This is a genomic window from Streptomyces sp. NK15101, from assembly GCF_020400725.1.
Lineage (GTDB): Bacteria > Actinomycetota > Actinomycetes > Streptomycetales > Streptomycetaceae > Streptomyces.
This window is the reverse complement of record NZ_JAINVG010000012.1, coordinates 51291-68209: the sequence shown is the minus strand read 5'-3', so window position 1 is coordinate 68209 and position 16919 is coordinate 51291. Positions and strand designations below refer to the sequence as shown.

At 70.9% G+C, this 16919-nt stretch carries 21 protein-coding genes and 1 pseudogene; 9 read left to right on the top strand and 13 right to left on the bottom strand.

Going from position 1 to position 16919, the window contains the following annotated elements:
* Nucleotides 1–61 precede the first annotated feature (61 nt).
* Together K7G60_RS09625 and K7G60_RS09620 are read left to right on the top strand one after the other, a co-directional pair.
* Nucleotides 62–1324 carry an FAD-dependent monooxygenase gene (locus K7G60_RS09625; protein WP_225800388.1) on the top strand — a complete coding sequence of 421 codons (1263 nt, stop codon included), beginning with the start codon at nucleotides 62–64 and terminating at the stop codon, nucleotides 1322–1324.
* Nucleotides 1321–1974 carry a pyridoxal 5'-phosphate synthase gene (locus K7G60_RS09620; RefSeq protein WP_225800387.1) on the top strand — a complete coding sequence of 218 codons (654 nt, stop codon included), beginning with the start codon at nucleotides 1321–1323 and terminating at the stop codon, nucleotides 1972–1974. Before K7G60_RS09625 ends, K7G60_RS09620 begins: the two co-directional genes overlap by 4 nt.
* Here the strand turns inward: K7G60_RS09620 and K7G60_RS09615 are convergent.
* From K7G60_RS09615 to K7G60_RS09600, 4 genes are all read right to left on the bottom strand, one after another.
* Nucleotides 1971–3851, bottom strand: coding sequence for a long-chain fatty acid--CoA ligase (locus tag K7G60_RS09615; protein ID WP_225800386.1), 1881 nt, complete (start codon nucleotides 3849–3851; stop codon nucleotides 1971–1973). The genes K7G60_RS09620 and K7G60_RS09615 overlap by 4 nt on opposite strands.
* Nucleotides 3852–3929: 78 nt before the next feature.
* Complete coding sequence (locus K7G60_RS09610) at nucleotides 3930–4598, bottom strand: TetR/AcrR family transcriptional regulator (RefSeq protein WP_225800385.1); 669 nt, start codon at nucleotides 4596–4598, stop codon at nucleotides 3930–3932.
* 101 nt (nucleotides 4599–4699) lie between these two features.
* Nucleotides 4700–6031, bottom strand: a complete 1332-nt coding sequence (locus tag K7G60_RS09605) for a dicarboxylate/amino acid:cation symporter (protein ID WP_225800384.1) — start codon at nucleotides 6029–6031, stop codon at nucleotides 4700–4702.
* Between the two features lie 363 nt (nucleotides 6032–6394).
* Nucleotides 6395–6661, bottom strand: a complete 267-nt coding sequence (locus tag K7G60_RS09600) for a DUF4229 domain-containing protein (protein ID WP_225800383.1) — start codon at nucleotides 6659–6661, stop codon at nucleotides 6395–6397.
* Nucleotides 6662–6796: 135 nt separating this feature from the next.
* Here K7G60_RS09600 and K7G60_RS09595 point away from each other — a divergent pair, with 135 nt between their 5' ends.
* Nucleotides 6797–7330, top strand: a complete 534-nt coding sequence (locus K7G60_RS09595; RefSeq protein ID WP_225800382.1) for a GNAT family N-acetyltransferase — start codon at nucleotides 6797–6799, stop codon at nucleotides 7328–7330.
* A gap of 55 nt (nucleotides 7331–7385) precedes the next feature.
* On the opposite strand, the gene mqnE is transcribed toward K7G60_RS09595, so the two are convergent.
* Both mqnE and K7G60_RS09585 read right to left on the bottom strand, forming a co-directional pair.
* On the bottom strand, nucleotides 7386–8549 hold the full coding sequence (gene mqnE / locus K7G60_RS09590) for an aminofutalosine synthase MqnE (RefSeq protein WP_225800381.1): 1164 nt from the start codon (nucleotides 8547–8549) through the stop codon (nucleotides 7386–7388).
* A 51-nt stretch (nucleotides 8550–8600) separates the two neighbouring features.
* Nucleotides 8601–9056, bottom strand: coding sequence for an Lrp/AsnC family transcriptional regulator (locus K7G60_RS09585; RefSeq protein ID WP_030691729.1), 456 nt, complete (start codon nucleotides 9054–9056; stop codon nucleotides 8601–8603).
* A 112-nt stretch (nucleotides 9057–9168) separates the two neighbouring features.
* Here K7G60_RS09585 and K7G60_RS09580 point away from each other — a divergent pair, with 112 nt between their 5' ends.
* Nucleotides 9169–9306 carry a hypothetical protein gene (locus K7G60_RS09580; RefSeq protein WP_225800380.1) on the top strand — a complete coding sequence of 46 codons (138 nt, stop codon included), beginning with the start codon at nucleotides 9169–9171 and terminating at the stop codon, nucleotides 9304–9306.
* Here the strand turns inward: K7G60_RS09580 and K7G60_RS09575 are convergent.
* The 3 genes from K7G60_RS09575 to K7G60_RS09565 are packed head-to-tail and all read right to left on the bottom strand — an operon-like array spanning nucleotide 9303 to nucleotide 12365.
* Nucleotides 9303–9977, bottom strand: a complete 675-nt coding sequence (locus K7G60_RS09575) for a UbiX family flavin prenyltransferase (protein WP_225800379.1) — start codon at nucleotides 9975–9977, stop codon at nucleotides 9303–9305. The genes K7G60_RS09580 and K7G60_RS09575 overlap by 4 nt on opposite strands.
* Nucleotides 9978–10008: 31 nt before the next feature.
* Nucleotides 10009–10911, bottom strand: coding sequence for a menaquinone biosynthesis prenyltransferase MqnP (gene mqnP / locus K7G60_RS09570; protein ID WP_225800378.1), 903 nt, complete (start codon nucleotides 10909–10911; stop codon nucleotides 10009–10011).
* A complete protein-coding gene (locus tag K7G60_RS09565; protein WP_030691726.1) occupies nucleotides 10908–12365 on the bottom strand; it encodes a menaquinone biosynthesis decarboxylase in 1458 nt (485 codons plus the stop codon). The genes mqnP and K7G60_RS09565 overlap by 4 nt, the downstream gene beginning before the upstream one ends.
* A gap of 171 nt (nucleotides 12366–12536) precedes the next feature.
* On the opposite strand from K7G60_RS09565, the gene K7G60_RS09560 reads away from it, so the two are divergent.
* Nucleotides 12537–12938 carry a PLD nuclease N-terminal domain-containing protein gene (locus K7G60_RS09560; RefSeq protein WP_225800377.1) on the top strand — a complete coding sequence of 134 codons (402 nt, stop codon included), beginning with the start codon at nucleotides 12537–12539 and terminating at the stop codon, nucleotides 12936–12938.
* A 138-nt stretch (nucleotides 12939–13076) separates the two neighbouring features.
* Here K7G60_RS09560 and K7G60_RS09555 read toward each other — a convergent pair whose 3' ends face one another.
* The gene (locus K7G60_RS09555; protein WP_374115614.1) at nucleotides 13077–13286 is read right to left on the bottom strand and encodes a zinc ribbon domain-containing protein; all 210 of its coding nucleotides are present in this window, start codon (nucleotides 13284–13286) and stop codon (nucleotides 13077–13079) included.
* Nucleotides 13287–13453: 167 nt separating this feature from the next.
* Here K7G60_RS09555 and K7G60_RS09550 point away from each other — a divergent pair, with 167 nt between their 5' ends.
* Entirely contained in the window at nucleotides 13454–14074 is a 621-nt protein-coding gene (locus tag K7G60_RS09550; protein ID WP_225800376.1) for a flavodoxin family protein, read from the top strand.
* A gap of 54 nt (nucleotides 14075–14128) precedes the next feature.
* Here K7G60_RS09550 and K7G60_RS09545 read toward each other — a convergent pair whose 3' ends face one another.
* From K7G60_RS09545 to K7G60_RS09535, 3 genes are all read right to left on the bottom strand, one after another.
* Nucleotides 14129–14320, bottom strand: a complete 192-nt coding sequence (locus K7G60_RS09545; protein ID WP_225800375.1) for a hypothetical protein — start codon at nucleotides 14318–14320, stop codon at nucleotides 14129–14131.
* Nucleotides 14321–14482: 162 nt separating this feature from the next.
* Nucleotides 14483–14812 carry a hypothetical protein gene (locus K7G60_RS09540; protein ID WP_225800374.1) on the bottom strand — a complete coding sequence of 110 codons (330 nt, stop codon included), beginning with the start codon at nucleotides 14810–14812 and terminating at the stop codon, nucleotides 14483–14485.
* A gap of 23 nt (nucleotides 14813–14835) precedes the next feature.
* Nucleotides 14836–15042, bottom strand: coding sequence for a hypothetical protein (locus tag K7G60_RS09535; RefSeq protein ID WP_225800373.1), 207 nt, complete (start codon nucleotides 15040–15042; stop codon nucleotides 14836–14838).
* 162 nt (nucleotides 15043–15204) lie between these two features.
* On the opposite strand from K7G60_RS09535, the gene K7G60_RS09530 reads away from it, so the two are divergent.
* From K7G60_RS09530 to K7G60_RS09520, 3 genes and pseudogenes are all read left to right on the top strand, one after another.
* Nucleotides 15205–15468, top strand: a complete 264-nt coding sequence (locus K7G60_RS09530) for a GntR family transcriptional regulator (RefSeq protein WP_225800372.1) — start codon at nucleotides 15205–15207, stop codon at nucleotides 15466–15468.
* Between the two features lie 43 nt (nucleotides 15469–15511).
* Nucleotides 15512–15964: a nucleoside deaminase gene (locus K7G60_RS09525; protein ID WP_225800371.1), complete on the top strand. Its 453-nt coding sequence runs from the start codon at nucleotides 15512–15514 to the stop codon at nucleotides 15962–15964.
* Nucleotides 15957–16865, top strand: a pseudogene (locus K7G60_RS09520) (isopenicillin N synthase family dioxygenase). Before K7G60_RS09525 ends, K7G60_RS09520 begins: the two are co-directional and overlap by 8 nt.
* Nucleotides 16866–16919: the final 54 nt, after the last annotated feature.

The following is a 16919-nucleotide window of genomic DNA, read 5'->3' as shown; positions in this document are numbered from 1 at the left end:
TCCGTATATTCATGTCCGCGGGCAGGGGAACGGCCCGCAGACACCCGACGAGGAGTCCGACATGCAGCGCACCGCCAAGACCGTCCTGATCTCCGGCGCCTCGATCGCCGGCCCCGCCCTCGCCCTCTGGCTGCACCGCTACGGCTTCGTCCCGACCGTCGTCGAGCGCGCCCCCGAGCTCCGCACCGGCGGCTACAAGGTCGACATCCGCGGCACCGCGATCGAGGTCTGCCGCCGGATGGGCGTCCTCGACGAGATCCGCGCCAACTCCACGGACATGCGCGGAGGTTCGTACGTCGACGACGCCGGCCGCACCATCGGCGAACTGCCCGCCGACATCTTCGGCGGCCGCGTCGAGGGGGATGACGAGATCATGCGCGGCGAGCTCGCCCGCATCCTGTACGACCGGACCCGCGAGGACGTCGAGTACGTCTTCGGCGACTCGATCGCCGAGATCGCGGACGACCCCGCGGACACGGACGGCGTCACCGTCACCTTCGAGAGCGGCACCGTCCGCCGCTTCGATCTGGTCGTCGGCGCCGACGGACTCCACTCGAACACCCGGAGGCTCGCCTTCGGACCGGAGGAGCGGTTCAAGCACCACCTCGGCGCGTACATCTCCATCTTCACGGCCCCCAACCACCTGGACCTGGACCGCTGGGAGACGTACCACGCGCTCCCCGGGAAGCTGGTCTGCGTCTACAGCTCCGCCGGCGAGACCGACGCCAAGAACCTCTTCGTCTTCTCCTCCGCCGAGGCACAGCCCGACCACCGCGACACCGCCGCCCAGAAGCGCTTCCTCACCCGCGCCTTCGAGGGCGACGGCTGGGAGGTCCCCCGGCTCCTCGGCCACGCCGCCGAGGCCGACGACTTCTACCTCGACTCCATGTCCCTCGTGAGGATGGACCGCTGGTCGAAGGGCCGCGTCGTCCTCCTCGGAGACGCCGCCCACTGCGCCTCCCCCGCCTCCGGCCAGGGCACCGGCCTCGCCCTCGTCGGCGCCTACGTCCTGGCGGGCGAACTCGCCCGGGCGGGCGGCGACCACACCGTCGCCTTCGCCCGCTACGAGCGGCACATGCGGCCCGGCGTGGAGCGCAACCAGAAGATGGCCGAGGGCTTCGTCAAGGAGATGGTCGTCGACCGGAAGTGGAAGATCGCCCTGCGCATGTTCATGGTCCGGACCCTGCCGAAGACCCCCTGGAAGAACCTCATCGCGAAGAAGATCCGCGACGAGATCCAGGCGGCGGCCGCCGCGGTCCCGGTCGAGGACTACGCGGCACCGGCCGCCGGCCGCACCGCCGCACGCCCTACCGTGGCCGCATGACCGACTTCCACCGCGCCCTCCGCTCCCTCAGGGTCTGGGACACCGAACTGCCGTCCTTCGACCCGGCGGGCGCCCCGCCCGAGCCGCTGCCCCTCTTCCACGACTGGTTCACGGCGGCGGCCGCGGCCGGCCAGACCGAGCCGCACACCCTCTCCCTGGCCACCGTGGACGAGGACGGCAGGCCCGACGTCCGTACGGTGATGCTGCACGACGCCGACGCCCGCGGCTGGCACTTCGCCTCGCACGCCACCAGCGCCAAGGGCCGCCAGCTCGCCGCCCGCCCCGAGGCCGCGCTCGGCTTCTACTGGCCGGTCCAGGGCCGCCAGGTCCGCGTCCGGGGCCACGTCGTCACCGGCACCCCCGAGGAGGCGCACGAGGACCTCCACGCCCGCACCACCGGCGCCCTGGCCGCGGCGCTCGTCGGCCGGCAGAGCGAGGTCCTCGACTCCCCCGCGACCCTCGCCGAGGCGAGCGAGGCGGCCTGGCACCGGGCCGAGGCGGAACCGGACGCGTCCGCCCCCACCTGGACCCTGTACGTCGTCGAACCGGCCGAGGTCGAGTTCTTCCAGGGCGACGCCCGCCGCCGCCACCTCCGCCTCCGCTACCGCCGCACGGCGGACGGCTGGACCCGCGAACTGCTCTGGCCCTAGGGGACCTCCGGGCCGTACATCTCCTCGATGTCCCGCGCGAAGTCCCGCAGCACGGCCCGTCGCTTGAGCTTCAGGGACGGCGTCAGGTGGCCGGAGGACTCCGAGAACTCGGTGGTCAGGACCCGGAAGGCGCGGATCGACTCGGCCCGCGAGACCAGCCGGTTGGCGTCGTCCACCCCGCGCTGGAGCGCGGCGAGCAGCTCCGGGTCCCGGACCAGCTCCCAGAGCGCCAGGTGGTCCTTGTGCCGCATCCGCCGCCAGTGCGTCAGGCCCTCGTGGTCGAGGGTGATCAGGGCCGTGACGTACGGGCGGTCGTCGCCGAGGACCATGCACTGGGCGACCAGCGGGTGGGCGCGCAGCCAGTCCTCCAGCGGGGCGGGGGCCACGTTCTTGCCGGCCGAGGTGACGATGAGGTCCTTCTTCCGGCCGGTGATCCGGAGGTAGCCGTCCGCGTCGAGCGAGCCCAGGTCCCCGGTGGGGAACCAGCCCTCCTCGGTGTACGGCAGGGCCGTCCCGCGCTGGGCGTCCCAGTAGCCGGCGAAGACGTGACCGCCCTTGAGCCAGACCTCGCCGTCGTCGGCGATCCGGACGGCCGTGCCCGGCAGCGGCCAGCCGACGGTGCCGGTGCGCGGCCGGCGCGGCGGGGTGACCGTGGAGGCGGCGGTGGTCTCCGTCAGGCCGTACCCCTCGAAGACCTCGACGCCGGCGCCGGTGAAGAACTCGGCGAGCCGGGCGCCCAGCGGGGAGCCGCCGCAGATCACGTACTTCACCCGGCCGCCGAGCGCGCTGCGGATCCGCCGGTAGACGAGCGGGTCGTACAGCGCTCGCGCGGCGCGCAGGGAGAGCGAGGGCGAGGCCTCCCGTCCGTACCGGCGGGCGATCCGGGCGGCCCGGTCGAAGACGGCCGCCTTCCCGCCGCGCTCGGCGGTGGCGCGGGCCCGGTCGAAGACCTTCTGCAGGACGTACGGGATGGCGAGGAGGAACGTGGGCCGGAAGCCGGCCAGGTCGGTGAGGAGTTCCTCGCCCTCGACGGAGGGCGCGTGCCCGACCCGGACGCGGGCGCGGACGCAGCCGACGGCGACCATCCGCCCGAAGACGTGGGAGAGCGGCAGGAAGAGCAGGGTGGCGGGGGGATCCTTGCTCTCCGAGACGAAGACGGGGTGGAGGAGCCGGACGGCGTTGTCGACCTCGGCGAAGAAGTTGGCGTGGGTGAGGGCGCAGCCCTTGGGCCGGCCGGTGGTGCCGGAGGTGTAGACGAGGGTGGCGAGGGCGTCCGGGGTGAGCAGCCCCCGGCGGGCGGTGACGGCCTCGTCGGCGACCCGCGCACCTGCCGCGCGGAGGTGGTCGACGGCGCCGGTGCCGAGGACCCAGAGGTGGGCGAGGCCGGGCAGCTGCCGTCGTTCGGCGGAGACGAGCCGCGCCTGTTCGGCGTCCTCGACGACACAGGCGGCGGCGCCGGAGTCCTGGAGGATCCAGCGGGTCTGGAAGGCGGAGGAGGTGGGGTGGACGGGGACGGTGACGAGCCCGGCGGCCCAGGCGGCGAAGTCGATCAGCGTCCACTCGTAGGTGGTGCGGGCCATGAGCGCGAGCCGGTCGCCGGGTCGCAGGCCGGCGGCGATGAGGCCCTTGGCGACGGAGTGCACCTCGGCGGCGAAGCGGGCGGCGCTGACGTCGTACCACTTCCCCTCCGCGTCCTTCCTGGAGAAGAGGACGGCCTCGGGCTCCTGCCGGGCGTTGTCGTAGGGCAGGTCGGCGAGCGAGCCGCGGGCCACCCGGGGAACGAGCGCGGGGACGGACACCTCCCGCACGCGCCCTTCCACCACCACCTTCCGGGGTTCGACCGGCTCTGTCTCGGATGCGGCGGTGACGACGGACACGTGCGGCTCCTCGGTCTGCGCGATGAACTGAGGTCGTGCGTCGGTACGTTGAGCCCTGAGTTGTCCTGACTGCCCGGACTAGCCGGTAACCTTACTGCCCGGTAAGCGCTCACGGGGAGACCAGCGCTCGCTTTTCACGAGGTTTCCGAGCCCCGCCCAGGCGAAGTTCATCAGCGTGGTGGCGGCCTCCTTCGCCGTCACCCCGGGGGTCTCGTTCGCCCAGTCGGCCAGCGACTCGGCGGATCCCGTCAGCGCCTGCGCGAGCGCGTCCACGTCCCGCCCGGTGATGACCACGTCCGCCTCCCGGGCGGCCTCCCCGATCAGCCCCGCCACGAAGCCCACGATCTCGTTCCGCATCCGCGCCACCTCGCCGGCGAACGGCTCCCCCTGCGTCCGCGCCTGCCGGCTGAGCACCACCCACGAGTCCGGATGCCCGGCCGCGTGCGTGAAGAAGGCGAGCAGCCCCGCCCAGAGCCGCTCGTCCGGCGGCACCTCCGGTCCGCCGACCCCGGCGTCCACGGCAGCGAGCAGCGCCCCCGCCTCACGCCGGATGCAGGCGGTGAACAGCTCTTCCTTGGATCCCAGGTACAGATAGACCAAGGGCTTGGAGACCCCGGCGAGCTCGGCGATCTCGTCCATGGACGCCGCCTGGTACCCGTGCCGGGCGAAGCACCGCACGGCCGCGTCCACCATCTGCCGCTCCCGCACCGCCCGCGGCAACCGCCGCGCCTTCGCCCCACCGGCCATGGCGGCCCCACCCCTGCTTCCAAGATCCGCTGGATGCCCCGCGAAAGCGTACGTGCCCCCTGCCCGGTCCGGGCAGGGGGCACGTGTGCGCTTGGCGGGGATCAGGCGGCGGCCGTGACCGCGACCTTCCGGTCGGTGCCGGTGCCCTCGGCCGGGTCGTCGACCGGGGACGCCGTCACGGCGTCGTACTTGTCGAGGTCGAGGATCTTCTCGCGGGCGGAGACGATCACCGGGATCAGGGCCTGGCCCGCCACGTTCGTGGCCGTCCTGACCATGTCCAGGATCGGGTCGATCGCCATGAGGAGGCCGACGCCCTCCAGGGGGAGGCCCAGGGTGGAGAGGGTCAGGGTGAGCATGACGGTCGCGCCGGTGAGGCCGGCGGTGGCCGCCGAGCCGATGACCGAGACGAAGGCGATCAGCAGGTAGTCGCCGACGCCCAGCTGCACGTCGAAGATCTGCGCGATGAAGATCGCGGCGAGCGCCGGGTAGATCGCGGCGCAGCCGTCCATCTTGGTCGTGGCGCCGAACGGGACGGCGAAGGAGGCGTACTCCTTCGGGACGCCGAGGCGCTCGGTGACCTTCTGGGTGACCGGCATGGTGCCGACGGAGGAGCGGGAGACGAAGGCCAGCTGGATGGCGGGCCAGGCGCCCTTGTAGAACCGGAGCGGGTTGACCTTGGCGACCGTGGCGAGCAGCAGCGGGTAGACGCCGAAGAGGACCAGGGCGCAGCCGACGTAGATGTCGGCGGTGAAGGTCGCGTACTTGCCGATCAGGTCCCAGCCGTAGTCGGCGATGGCGAAGCCGATGAGGCCGACGGTGCCGAGCGGGGCGAGGCGGATGACCCACCACAGGGCCTTCTGGAGGAGTTCCAGGACCGACTCGGAGAGGGTGAGGATCGGCTTGGCGCGGTCGCCGAGCTTGAGGGCGGCGATGCCGGCGACGGCGGCCATGAAGACGATCTGGAGGACGTTCAGCTCGGTGAAGGGCGTGATGACGTCCGTGGGGACGATGCCGGTGAGGAAGTCGATCCAGGAGCCCTCGTGCTTGGGGAGCTTGCCGTCCTTCGGCGTGAGGCCGGTGCCGGCGCCCGGGTCGGTGACCAGGCCGATCGCGAGGCCGATGCCGACCGCGACGAGCGAGGTGATCATGAACCAGAGCAGCGTGCGGGTGGCGAGGCGGGCGGCGTTGTTCACCTTCCGCAGGTTGGTGATCGACACCAGGATCGCGAAGAAGACGAGCGGTGCGACGGCCAGCTTGAGCAGCTGGACGAAGATGTCGCCGATCTGGCCGAGGGTCTCCTTCAGCCAGGTGACGTCCTGGCTGCGGGCGACCCAGCCGAGCAGGGCGCCGAGGGCCAGACCGGCGATGATCTGGACCCAGAAGGGGATCTTGGGTATCCGGGGCTTCGTCTCGGGCGTCACGGACGCGGACACGGGCACACTCCACAGGTGCGTATCGGGAAATACGGGGACGGGGGTGCGGCACACACGCGCTGGGCGCGGGCCGCTGCATGATGCCGGATCAGAAGGCGCGGCAACAGACCGCGGACATACAGCGGCAGAGATCGACGTGCAGGCGCGCCACGAGCGGGGTGCTCATGGCATGGGTGGGGCGCGCTGCAGACTTCATGTCGAATACGTTAACACTTGAACTTTGAGAACCTCAAAGCTCTTCTTTGAGCCACGAGGACCCGTTCTACCTCCGAAACGCAGAACACCCCAGGCAGGAGCCTTGGAAGGCCCGGCCCGGGGTGGGGTGCTGTGAGGAAGCTTACGCAGCCTTTACGCGGCCCGCGGCTACAGCGCGTCCTCCTGGGAGCGGTTCGAGTCCAGTCGCCCCTTGACGCGCTCGACCTTCGCGACCACCTCCGCGCTCGCCTCGTCCCGCACCTTGCGCAGGAGCACGAAGCTGAGGGGGGCGGAGACGACGATGGAGAGGACGAGGACCCAGAGCAGGTTCGAGTCGCCCAGACCGCGCGGCAGCGCGCCGACGTAGACGAGACCCCACAGGGCGAGGAAGCACCCGGAGAAGATCCCGAGCCGCATCAGCGTGTAGCGGAGCATGTCAGTCCAGTCTTCCGTTCCGAAAGATCCCGAAGTTTCCCAGCGGGACGAGCGCCTTCCAGTGAAGCACGCGGCGGCGTCAGATCCGGGACCGGGCCTCTTGAGCGCCACGGAGGTAATAGATAAGCTCCTGCCATGACCCTTACGTTCGAGGTGGACCCGGCAGTCGACCCCGCTTTGCGCGACGGCGTGCTCTCCCTCTGGGCCGACGTCTCCAACGCGGGCGGCGCCGTCGGCTTCGTACCCCCCGTGACCCCCGAGGAGATACGCCCCGCGCTGCTCAAGCACCTGGTCGCCATGGCCGAGGGCGGCACCCGCCTCCTCGTCGGCCGCGACGAGGACGGCCGGGTCGCCGCCACCGCCTTCTTCACCTTCAACACCCACCCGCTGATGACCCACTGGGTGTGGCTCTACACGGTGATGGTCCACCCCCGGCACCAGGGCCGGGGATACGGCCTCGACCTCATGGCGGCGGTCGAGCACACCGCCCGCACCGCCGAGGGCTTCGAGGCGATCGAGGCGATCCGGCTGACCTGCCGGGGCGGCACCGGCGTCGACGGCTTCTACGCCAGGTCCGGCTACAAGGAGGTCGGCCGCGTCCCCGACGCGATCCGGGTCGCCCCCGGCGACGACCGGGACGACATCATCATGCTGCTGCCGCTGAAGTGAGCACGGGAAAGGGCCGGCGGGGGATCCCCCGCCGGCCCTTCCGTCGCGTCATGCGTCAGACCCGCATCGGCTGCGGCGACTCGCGCCGGTCCGGGTCCGGGCCCGGGTACTCGCGGATGATCTCGTACCGCGTGTTCCGCTCGACCGGCCGGAAGCCCGCGTCACGGATCAGTTCGAGCAGGTCCTCGCGGCCCAGCTTGTTCGGCGTGCCGTAGTTGTCGGCGTCGTGCGTGATCTTGTACTCGACGACCGAGCCGTCCATGTCGTCGGCGCCGTGCTGGAGCGCCAGCTGCGCCGTCTGGACGCCGTGCATGACCCAGAAGACCTTGACGTGCGGCACGTTGTCGAAGAGCAGCCGGGAGACCGCGAAGGTCTTCAGCGCCTCGGCCCCGGTCGCCATGGTGGTGCGCGCCTGGAGCTTGTTGCGGATCTTGCCGTCCTGCATGTCCACGAAGTCGTGCTGGTAGCGCAGCGGGATGAAGACCTGGAAGCCGCCGGTCTCGTCCTGGAGCTCGCGGAGCCGGAGCACGTGGTCCACGCGGTGGCGCGGCTCCTCGATGTGCCCGTAGAGCATGGTCGAGGGGGTCTTGAGCCCCTTCTCGTGGGCGAGCCGGTGGATCCGGGACCAGTCCTCCCAGTGGGTGCGGTGGTCCACGATGTGCTGCCGGACCTCCCAGTCGAAGATCTCGGCGCCGCCGCCGGTCAGGGACTCCAGGCCGGCCTCGATGAGCTCGTCGAGGATCTCGGAGGCGGAGAGGCCGGAGATCGTCTCGAAGTGGTGGATCTCGGTGGCGGTGAACGCCTTGAGGGAGACGTTCGGCAGGGCCTTCTTGAGCTCGGAGAGGGAGCGCGGGTAGTAGCGCCAGGGCAGGTTGGGGTGGAGCCCGTTGACGATGTGGAGCTCGGTGAGGTTCTCGTTCTCCATCGCCTTCGCGAGGCGCACGGCCTCCTCGATGCGCATGGTGTACGCGTCCTTCTCGCCCGGCTTGCGCTGGAAGGAGCAGTAGGCGCAGGAGGCGGTGCAGACGTTGGTCATGTTCAGATGCCGGTTGACATTGAAGTGGACCACGTCGCCGTTCTTGCGGGTCCGGACCTCGTGGGCCAGACCGCCGAGCCAGGCGAGGTCGTCGGACTCGTACAGGGCGATGCCGTCCTCACGGCTCAGCCGCTCACCGTCCCGGACCTTCTGCTCAAGTTCGCGCTTGAGTCCCGCGTCCATGTACGGCCGCCTCCCTTGTATCTCCGAAATCAAGCTCTGCCCACCGTACTCTCAGCCCTCTTCAGGCAGCTCTCCGACCCGGTTCTCCCACTTGGTGGAGAGCACGATCGTCGTACGGGTGCGGGAGACGCCCTTGGTGCCGGAGAGGCGGCGGATCGTCTTCTCCAGGCCGTCGACGTCGTTGGCGCGCACCTTGAGCATGAAGGAGTCGTCGCCGGCGATGAACCAGCAGTCCTCGATCTCGGCGAGGTCCTTCAGGCGGCGGGCCACGTCCTCGTGGTCGGCGGCGTCGGAGAGGGAGATGCCGATGAGGGCGGTGACGCCGAGGCCGAGCGAGGCGGCGTTCACGGTGGCGCGGTAGCCGGTGATGACGCCGGCCGCCTCCAGCCGGTTGATGCGGTCGGTGACGGAGGGGCCGGAGAGCCCGACGAGCCGGCCGAGCTCGGCGTACGAGGCACGGCCGTTCTCGCGCAGGGCCTGGATGAGCTGCCTGTCCACGGCGTCCATAAAGAGGAACCTTCCATTGTCCAGCGATACCGCGAGTATAGGTATAGAATCTAAGGCACACAGGGGCGACACCCTGTGAATCTTTCAGTAGATCAAAGACGATCTTTCAGGAGTGGTGTTCACCGTGTACACGATCGAGATGGCCTACGCCCGCATGCGTGAGCTGCAGGAGCTGGCCGGCCGCTCGCGTGCCCACCAGCCGTCCGCCGCCTCGAAGCGCGTCCCGAAGAAGGCCGCCAAGAAGCGCTAATCCGTGCGGGAAGCTCCACCGAGCTCTCCCTCCCAACGGCGGTACAGCCGATGCGGCACCCCTGCCGCGTCGAGCACCCGCCCGGCGACGAAGTCCACCAGATCCTGGATGTGCGTCGCCCCCGCGTAGAACGCCGGAGAGGCGGGCAGCACCACGGCGCCCGCCTCGTCCAGCGCCACCATGTGCTTGAGCGTCTGTCCGTTCAGCGGGGTCTCCCGCACCGCGACCACCAGCGGACGCCGCTCCTTCAGCGTCACGCTCGCGACCCGCTGCAGCAGGTCCTTCGAGAGCCCGAGCGCCACTCCCGCCACAGCCGCGGTCGAGGCCGGCACCACCAGCATCCCCTTCGCCGGGTACGAACCGGAGGACGGCCCCGCGGCCAGGTCCCCGGCCGCCCAGTACCGCACGTCGTCCAGCCCGCCCGACACGTCGAAGGCGTCCGGCTTCCCGTCCGCGCCCCGCGCCAGCCAGGCCGCCAGGTCGTCGCGCCAGTGCGCGTCCCGGAAGGCGATCCCCGTCTCGTCGAGCAGCGTCAGCCGCGAGGCCCGCGACACGACGAGGTCGACGCTCTCCCCCGCGGCGAGCAGCCCCCTCAGCACGGCGGCGGCGTACGGCGTACCCGACGCCCCGGAAACCCCCACGATCCAGGGGGTGCGCTTGCCGTCGTTCATGCCGTCGAGCCTATCCGTCGTCACGCCGGGGCTACGGGGTGAGCCCGCGGACCAGCAGGTCGAGGAGGGCGCACACGAACAGGCTGATGCCGATGAAGCCGTTCGTCGTGAAGAACGCCCTGTTCAGCCGGGACAGGTCGTGCGGCTTCACGATCGTGTGCTCGTAGCCGAAGGCGGCGATCACGATCACCAGACCGACCCAGAAGAAGAGGCCCGCGTCCGTCAGCAGGGCGTACCAGACGAGGAGCCCCGTCGTCACGACCGCCGAGGCGCGGGCGCCCCACAGCGCCGCCGGGACGCCGAAGCGGGCCGGCACCGACATCACGCCGTGCGCCCGGTCCGCCTGCACGTCCTGGCAGGCGAAGATCAGGTCGAAGCCGCCGATCCAGACGCCCACCGCGAGGCCCAGGACGACCGCGTCCCAGGACCACTCGCCGGTCACCGCGAGCCACGCGCCGATCGGCCCGATGGACTGGGCGAGGCCCAGGATGGCGTGCGGGAAGTTCGTGAACCGCTTGCCGTACGGATAGACGACCATCGGGATGACGGCCAGCGGCGCGAGCGCCAGACAGAGCGGGTTCAGCAGGGCGGCGGCGCCGAGGAAGACGACGACGGCGATCCCGGCCCCCGTCCACGCGGACCGCACGGACACCGCACCGGTCACGAGCTCCCGGTTCGCGGTCCGCGGATTGCGCGCGTCGATCTCGCGGTCGATGATCCGGTTGCAGGCCATGGCGAAGGTCCGCAGGCCCACCATGCAGACGGTGACGAGGAAGAGCGTCCACCAGTGGATGTTCCGGTCGAGCCGGAACATCGCGGTGAGGGAGGCGATGTAGGCGAAGGGCAGGGCGAAGACCGAGTGCTCGATCATCACGAGCCGCAGGAAGGCCTTCGTACGTCCCGGCTGGGCACCGGGCACGGCCGCGGTGGTCACAGCCCGTACTCCTTCCAGCGGCGGTCCACCAAGGCCGCCGTCGCCGGGTCCGACTCCACCATGTCGGGCCAGCCGCCGTCCCGGGTGTAGCCCTCCTCGGGCAGCTTCTTCGTGGCGTCGATACCGGCCTTGCCGCCCCAGAACTGCTGGTACGAGGCGTGGTCGAGGTGATCGACCGGCCCCTCGACCACGGTCAGGTCACGCGCGTAGTCGGTGTTCCCCAGGGCCCGCCAGGACACCTCGTGCAGATCGTGCACGTCGCAGTCCTTGTCGACGACGATGATCAGCTTGGTCAGCGACATCATGTGCGCGCCCCAGATGGCGTGCATGACCTTCTGCGCGTGCTTCGGGTACTTCTTGTCGATCGAGACGATCGCGCAGTTGTGGAAGCCGCCCGACTCCGGCAGGTGGTAGTCGACGATGTCCGGCACGATGATCTTGAGGAGCGGCAGGAAGAACCGCTCCGTGGCCCGGCCGAGCGGCCCGTCCTCGGTCGGCGGCCGGCCGACGACGATCGACTGGAGCAGCGGGCGCTTGCGCATCGTGACGCAGTCGATCTTCAGCGCGGGGAACGGCTCCTGCGGGGTGTAGAAGCCGGTGTGGTCGCCGAAGGGACCCTCCGGCAGCATCTCGCCCGGCTCCAGCCAGCCCTCGATCACGACCTCGGCCTGCGCAGGGACCTGCAGCGGGACGGTCTTGCAGTCGACCATCTCGATCCGCTTGCCCTGCACGAAGCCGGCGAAGAGGTACTCGTCGATGTCGCCGGGCAGCGGCGCCGTCGAGGCGTACGTGACGGCGGGCGGGCAGCCGAAGGCGATGGCGACCGGCAGCCGCTCGCCCTTCGCCGCCGCCACCGCGTAGTGGTTGCGGCTGTCCTTGTGGATCTGCCAGTGCATGCCGATGGTGCGCTTGTCGTGCCGCTGGAGCCGGTAGAGCCCCAGGTTCCGCACGCCGGTCTCGGGGTGCTTGGTGTGGGTGAGGCCCAGGTTGAAGAAGGACCCGCCGTCCTTCGGCCAGGTGAACAGCGCCGGCAGCCTGTCCAGGTCGACGTCGTCCCCGGTGAGGACGACCTCCTGCACGGGAGCGTCCCCGCTCTTCACCTTCTTCGGCGGCACGTGGACCATCGAGCCCAGCTTCCCGAAGGCCTCGCGGACCCCGACGAAGCCGTGCGGCAGCTCCGGCTTGAGGAGTCCGCCGATCTTCTCGCTGATCTCGCCGTACGACTTCAGGCCGAGCGCCTTGAGCAGCCGGCGGTCCGTCCCGAAGACGTTCATCGCGAGCGGCATGGCGGAGCCCTTGACGTTCTCGAAGAGGAGCGCCGGCCCTCCCGCCTTGTTCACCCGGTCGACGATCTCCCCGACCTCCAGGTACGGGTCGACTTCGGCCTTGATGCGCTTGAGGTCGCCTTCGCGCTCCAGGGCCCTGAGCAGCGAGCGGAGATCGTCGTAAGCCATGGCGCCAAGTATCCCCGAGTACCGCTCGCGCTCCCGCCCCGGGGCCGGGCGGGTCTCGCCGGGGGTCCGGGGTCGTCCCCCGGAACGGCGCAGCCGCCACGGGCTAGGCTTGGCCTGTCACCGGGGCCGCCGAAACGCGCCCCCGCCACCGCTTCCAGGGGGCCGCACCACATGCTCAGGGCACTGATGTACATCCTGCCGCTGGCACTGACGATCTACGCCTTCATCGACTGCCTGAACACTCCCGAGGACGAGGCCAAGCACCTGCCGAAGGTGGTCTGGGTCATCATCATCCTGCTGTTCTGGATCGTGGGCCCGATCGTCTGGTTCGCCGCCGGCAAGATGCGCCACGCGCCCGCCGGAGGCCGTACGCCCTCCGAGTGGCACCGCAACCACCGGCACGAGTGGGTGGCCCCCGACGACAATCCCGAGTTCCTCAAGTCGCTCAGGGAAGAGAACAAGAAGGACGAGTCCCTCCTCAAGGACTGGGAGGCGGACCTGCGCCGCCGCGAGGAGGAGCTGAAGAAGCGCGAGCAGGGCAAGTCCGGCGAGGACACGGGGACCGAGGGCTGAGGGAGCTGCGGCTCCCGGCCGCCTTCGAGGAAGTCGCCGCCTCGCTACGGGCGTGCTGCTGGGTCGCCTCGAGCGCCGCCGCCCGTTCGGGCATCGGCAGGGAAGCCCCCTGGGCTCGTTCCTCGTGACTCCTCCCCCTCATGAACGAGGGGGCTTCTCGCTGTGCCGGTGGGCTTCGCGACGGACCGGTCCGGCCCGTAGAACGTTCGCAGCGCCCACCGTGTCCGCGTGCGCGGTGTGGCCGCACGAGACGCGGTGGAACTTCTCCTGTGTGGGCCGGTTCTCCGCCGAGACGTGCCCGCGTTCGGGGCAGGTCCGGGAGGGGTTGCGGGGGTCCACGGCGATCACCTCCCGTCCGGCGCCGTGGATCGGCTTGTTCAGGCCGCGCCCACCCCGTCTCGAAGCTCTCCGCGTCCGGCGACGTCTCACGGCACGTCCTGGTGAGACCACCCACGGAATACCCACGAGAGAGGCGGAGTTGGCACCGGATACCCCAAGACACCGGAGCAACAGACATGACGCTGGACGCCTCGCACCGCCCGGACCGCTCGTTCCTCTTCGTCCTCGGCAGCTCGCGCGCCGACGGCAACTCCGAGATCCTGGCCCGCGCGGCGGCCGAACACCTGCCCGCCGACGTACCGCGACGCTGGGTGGACCTGAACCGGCTGGTCCTGCCCGACTTCGAGGACGGCCGGCACGAGGACGCCGCCAGGCGGCCCGGGGAGACCGAGGAACTCCTGCGACAGGCGACGCTCGACGCCACCGACGTCGTCATCGTCTCGCCCCTGTACTGGTACAGCCTCTCCGCGCAGGCCAAGCGGTACCTGGACTACTGGTCGGGCTGGCTGAACGTGCCCGGCTCGGACTTCAAGGAGCGGATGGCGGGCGGCACGCTGTGGGGGGTGACGGCGATGGCGCACGACGAGCACGAGGTCGCGGACGGCCTGGTCACGGGCCTGAACCACTCGGCGGCCTACCTGGGGATGCGCTTCGGCGGAGTCCTGACGGGCACGGCCTCCCGCCCGGGCCGGATCCGGGCCGACGAGCGGGCGATGATCCGCGCCAAGACCTTCTTCCAGGGCGAGGCCCCGCTCGCCCTGTTCCCTTACGAGGAGGGGGCCGGCGCCGTCGCGTGAGGCCCGACCGCCCGGGGAGGCCGTCTCCCCGGGCGGGAGACCCGACGCGAGACGTCAGTTGTCGGAGCCGACGGTGTTGTCGTGGCCGGCGTTGAAGACGTCGTCGTGCGCGAACTGGAGCCAGTCGCCGAAGACGACGGTGTACGAGCCCTCCGGCTCGATCTCGACGTTCACATCGGCACTCGCGACGCCGGCGGTGCCGAGGACGACGGCCCCGACGGCGAGGGCGGTCAGCAGGGAGCGCATGGCAGAGACCTCTCGGTGGAACGACAGAACACTCCGCAAGCTAAGGCCTCCTGTCCCCCGTCCTCCCCGACCCGGCCGGTGCGGTCCCGGGCCTCAGCCGATCGGCGGCAGCCCGAAGCGACCACGGGAGGGGCAAAGTGCCGCCGCGGCGTCCGGCGGCACTCAGGGATTCCCCGCGAGCAGGGCGGAGGGCGCCCCGTGGCAGGGGCACTCGCACACCAGATGACGCACCCCCGGTACGCCGCTGTCGCGGGGTGCGTGGTCCCGGCAGCGGTCGTGGCGGCCGACGACGCAGCGCGGCGAGCGGAACTCCGGCTCGGGCGCGGACACGAGGGCGTGCGTCAGCAGGGAGACGGTCACCGCGTCGGCGATCTCCGGCGTCACCCACCAGCCGTCTCCCGCGCGGTCGCGGTGCGGGCCGTCATGGCCGACGGCCAGCACGCAGACCGAGCCGCCCCACACCGGCCGCACGACCTCCGCGACGGCGAACACGGAGCGCCGTGCCCCACAGCGGCTCATCGGGCGGCCCCGGCGTGGATGTTCCGGTGGTCGACGTCCACGCCGACCGTGGCGAGCCACAGCGTCCGGCGGCGCCTGCGCTGCGCGGCCCGGGTGGTCGGGCGGGTTCGGTGCCTTCCGGTGGGCGGGAGGGTCAGCATGAGCAGCCCCAGCAGAACGGGCATCAGCGCCCAGCCCAGTACGCGCGCGATAGGGTTCAGCACGTCGTCAACTCCCTTACGAGTTGGTGGCCATGCCCCGGGGCCGGTAGGACGGCCGCCGGGGTCTTTCGTGCGTCACACCGTAGTGCGTGATGCACCGTGATGCATCACGCTGTAGCTAGAGCCACCCATACGTGTCCTTGTATGACTATCTAGCGTTGAGCCATGAGCCTTGATCCGAAGTCGGGACGCCCGCTGTACATGCAGCTGGCCGACGTGATCGCAGCGAAGATCGCCACCGGGGAGTACGCCCCCGACCGGGTGATCCCCACGCCTGGCCGCCTGGCCGAGGAATACGGCATCGCCGTACTGACCGGCCGGCGGGCCATGCGCGAGCTCCGCGAGCGAGGGCTGATCTACACGGTGCCCGGCAAGGGCTCCTACGTCACGCCCGCTGCCGGATCGGACACCCCCTCGGGGGAGGAGTAGCACCCGTGTGATGTCCCCTCCCCGTCGGGGAAGAGTCCTCCCCATGGACCAGGAACAAGCACACCGGTGGCTCGCCACCGCCCTCGGTGAAGCCCGCGCCGGGCTCGCCGAGGGTGGGATCCCCGTCGGCGCCGCCCTCTACGGCGCCGACGGGGCGCTGCTCGGGCGCGGGCGCAACCGGCGGGTGCAGGACGGGGACCCGTCCATGCACGCGGAGACCGCCGCCTTCCGGGCCGCCGGGCGGCAGCGCTCGTACCGGGGGACGACGATGGTCACGACCCTCTCGCCGTGCTGGTACTGCTCCGGGCTCGTGCGGCAGTTCGGGATCTCGCGGGTGGTCGTCGGGGAGGCGGAGACCTTCCACGGCGGGCACGACTGGCTCGCCGAGCACGGGGTGGAGGTCGTCGTGCTCGACGACCCCGAATGCGCCGCGCTGATGCGGGAGTTCATCGCACAGCGCCCTGCTCTGTGGAACGAGGACATCGGGGATGAGTGAAGCCGACCTTCCCGTCATCGACCTGACCCGCGACCCCGCCCCGCAGCTGCCCGCCGTCGACCGCGCCCTGCGCGAGGCCGGGTTCCTGCTGGTCACCGGGCACGGGGTGGATCCCGGTCTGCGGGCCGCCATCCGCGAGACGGCCCGCGCCTTCTTCCACCTCCCCGCCGCCGTCAAGGAGCGGTACGCCGTGCGGGTCGGCGGGCGCGGGTGGCTCGGGCCGGGCGCGGAGGCCAACGGGTACGCGGAGGGCACGGCGACCCCGCCCGACCTGAAGGAGTCGCTCTCCTTCGCGGCGGAGGAGCCGACCGGGGACCCGGCGGTGGACGCCGAGTGGTTCCTGCCGAACACCTGGCCAGAGGAGGTGCCCGAGCTGAAGCCGCTGGTGGAGGCGTACCTGGCGCAGATGAAGGAGCTGTCGGACCGGGTCCTCGATCTGCTCGGCACCGCGCTCGGCGAGGAGCGGGACTTCTTCACCCGGCACACCGGGCGCCCCACGTTCGGCTTCAACATCAACTGGTACCCGGGGCGGGAGCGGACCGGCGAGCCGGAGCCGGGCCAGTTCCGCATCGGCCCGCACACGGACTTCGGCACGGTCACCGTCCTGGACCGGGAGGCCGGCAAGGGCGGACTCCAGGTGTTCACCGACGCCGGGGGCTGGCAGGACGCTCCGTAAGATCCGACCGCCTTCACCGTCAACATCGGTGACTTGATGGCCGGTTGGACCGGGGGACGGTGGAGGTCGGGGCGCCACCGGGTGCTGCCGCCGCCGGCCGACGTGCCCACCGAGGAGCTGATGTCGCTGGTGTACTTCTACGAGTGCACGCCGGGCACCACGATCCACGGCATCGAGTCGCATTCCTATCTGCGGGCCCAGCTCGACGCCATCGCCACGGACTGAGAACAGGTCCACAACAGAGTCGAAAAGCCGACCGCTTTCCCAACACACCGTCGA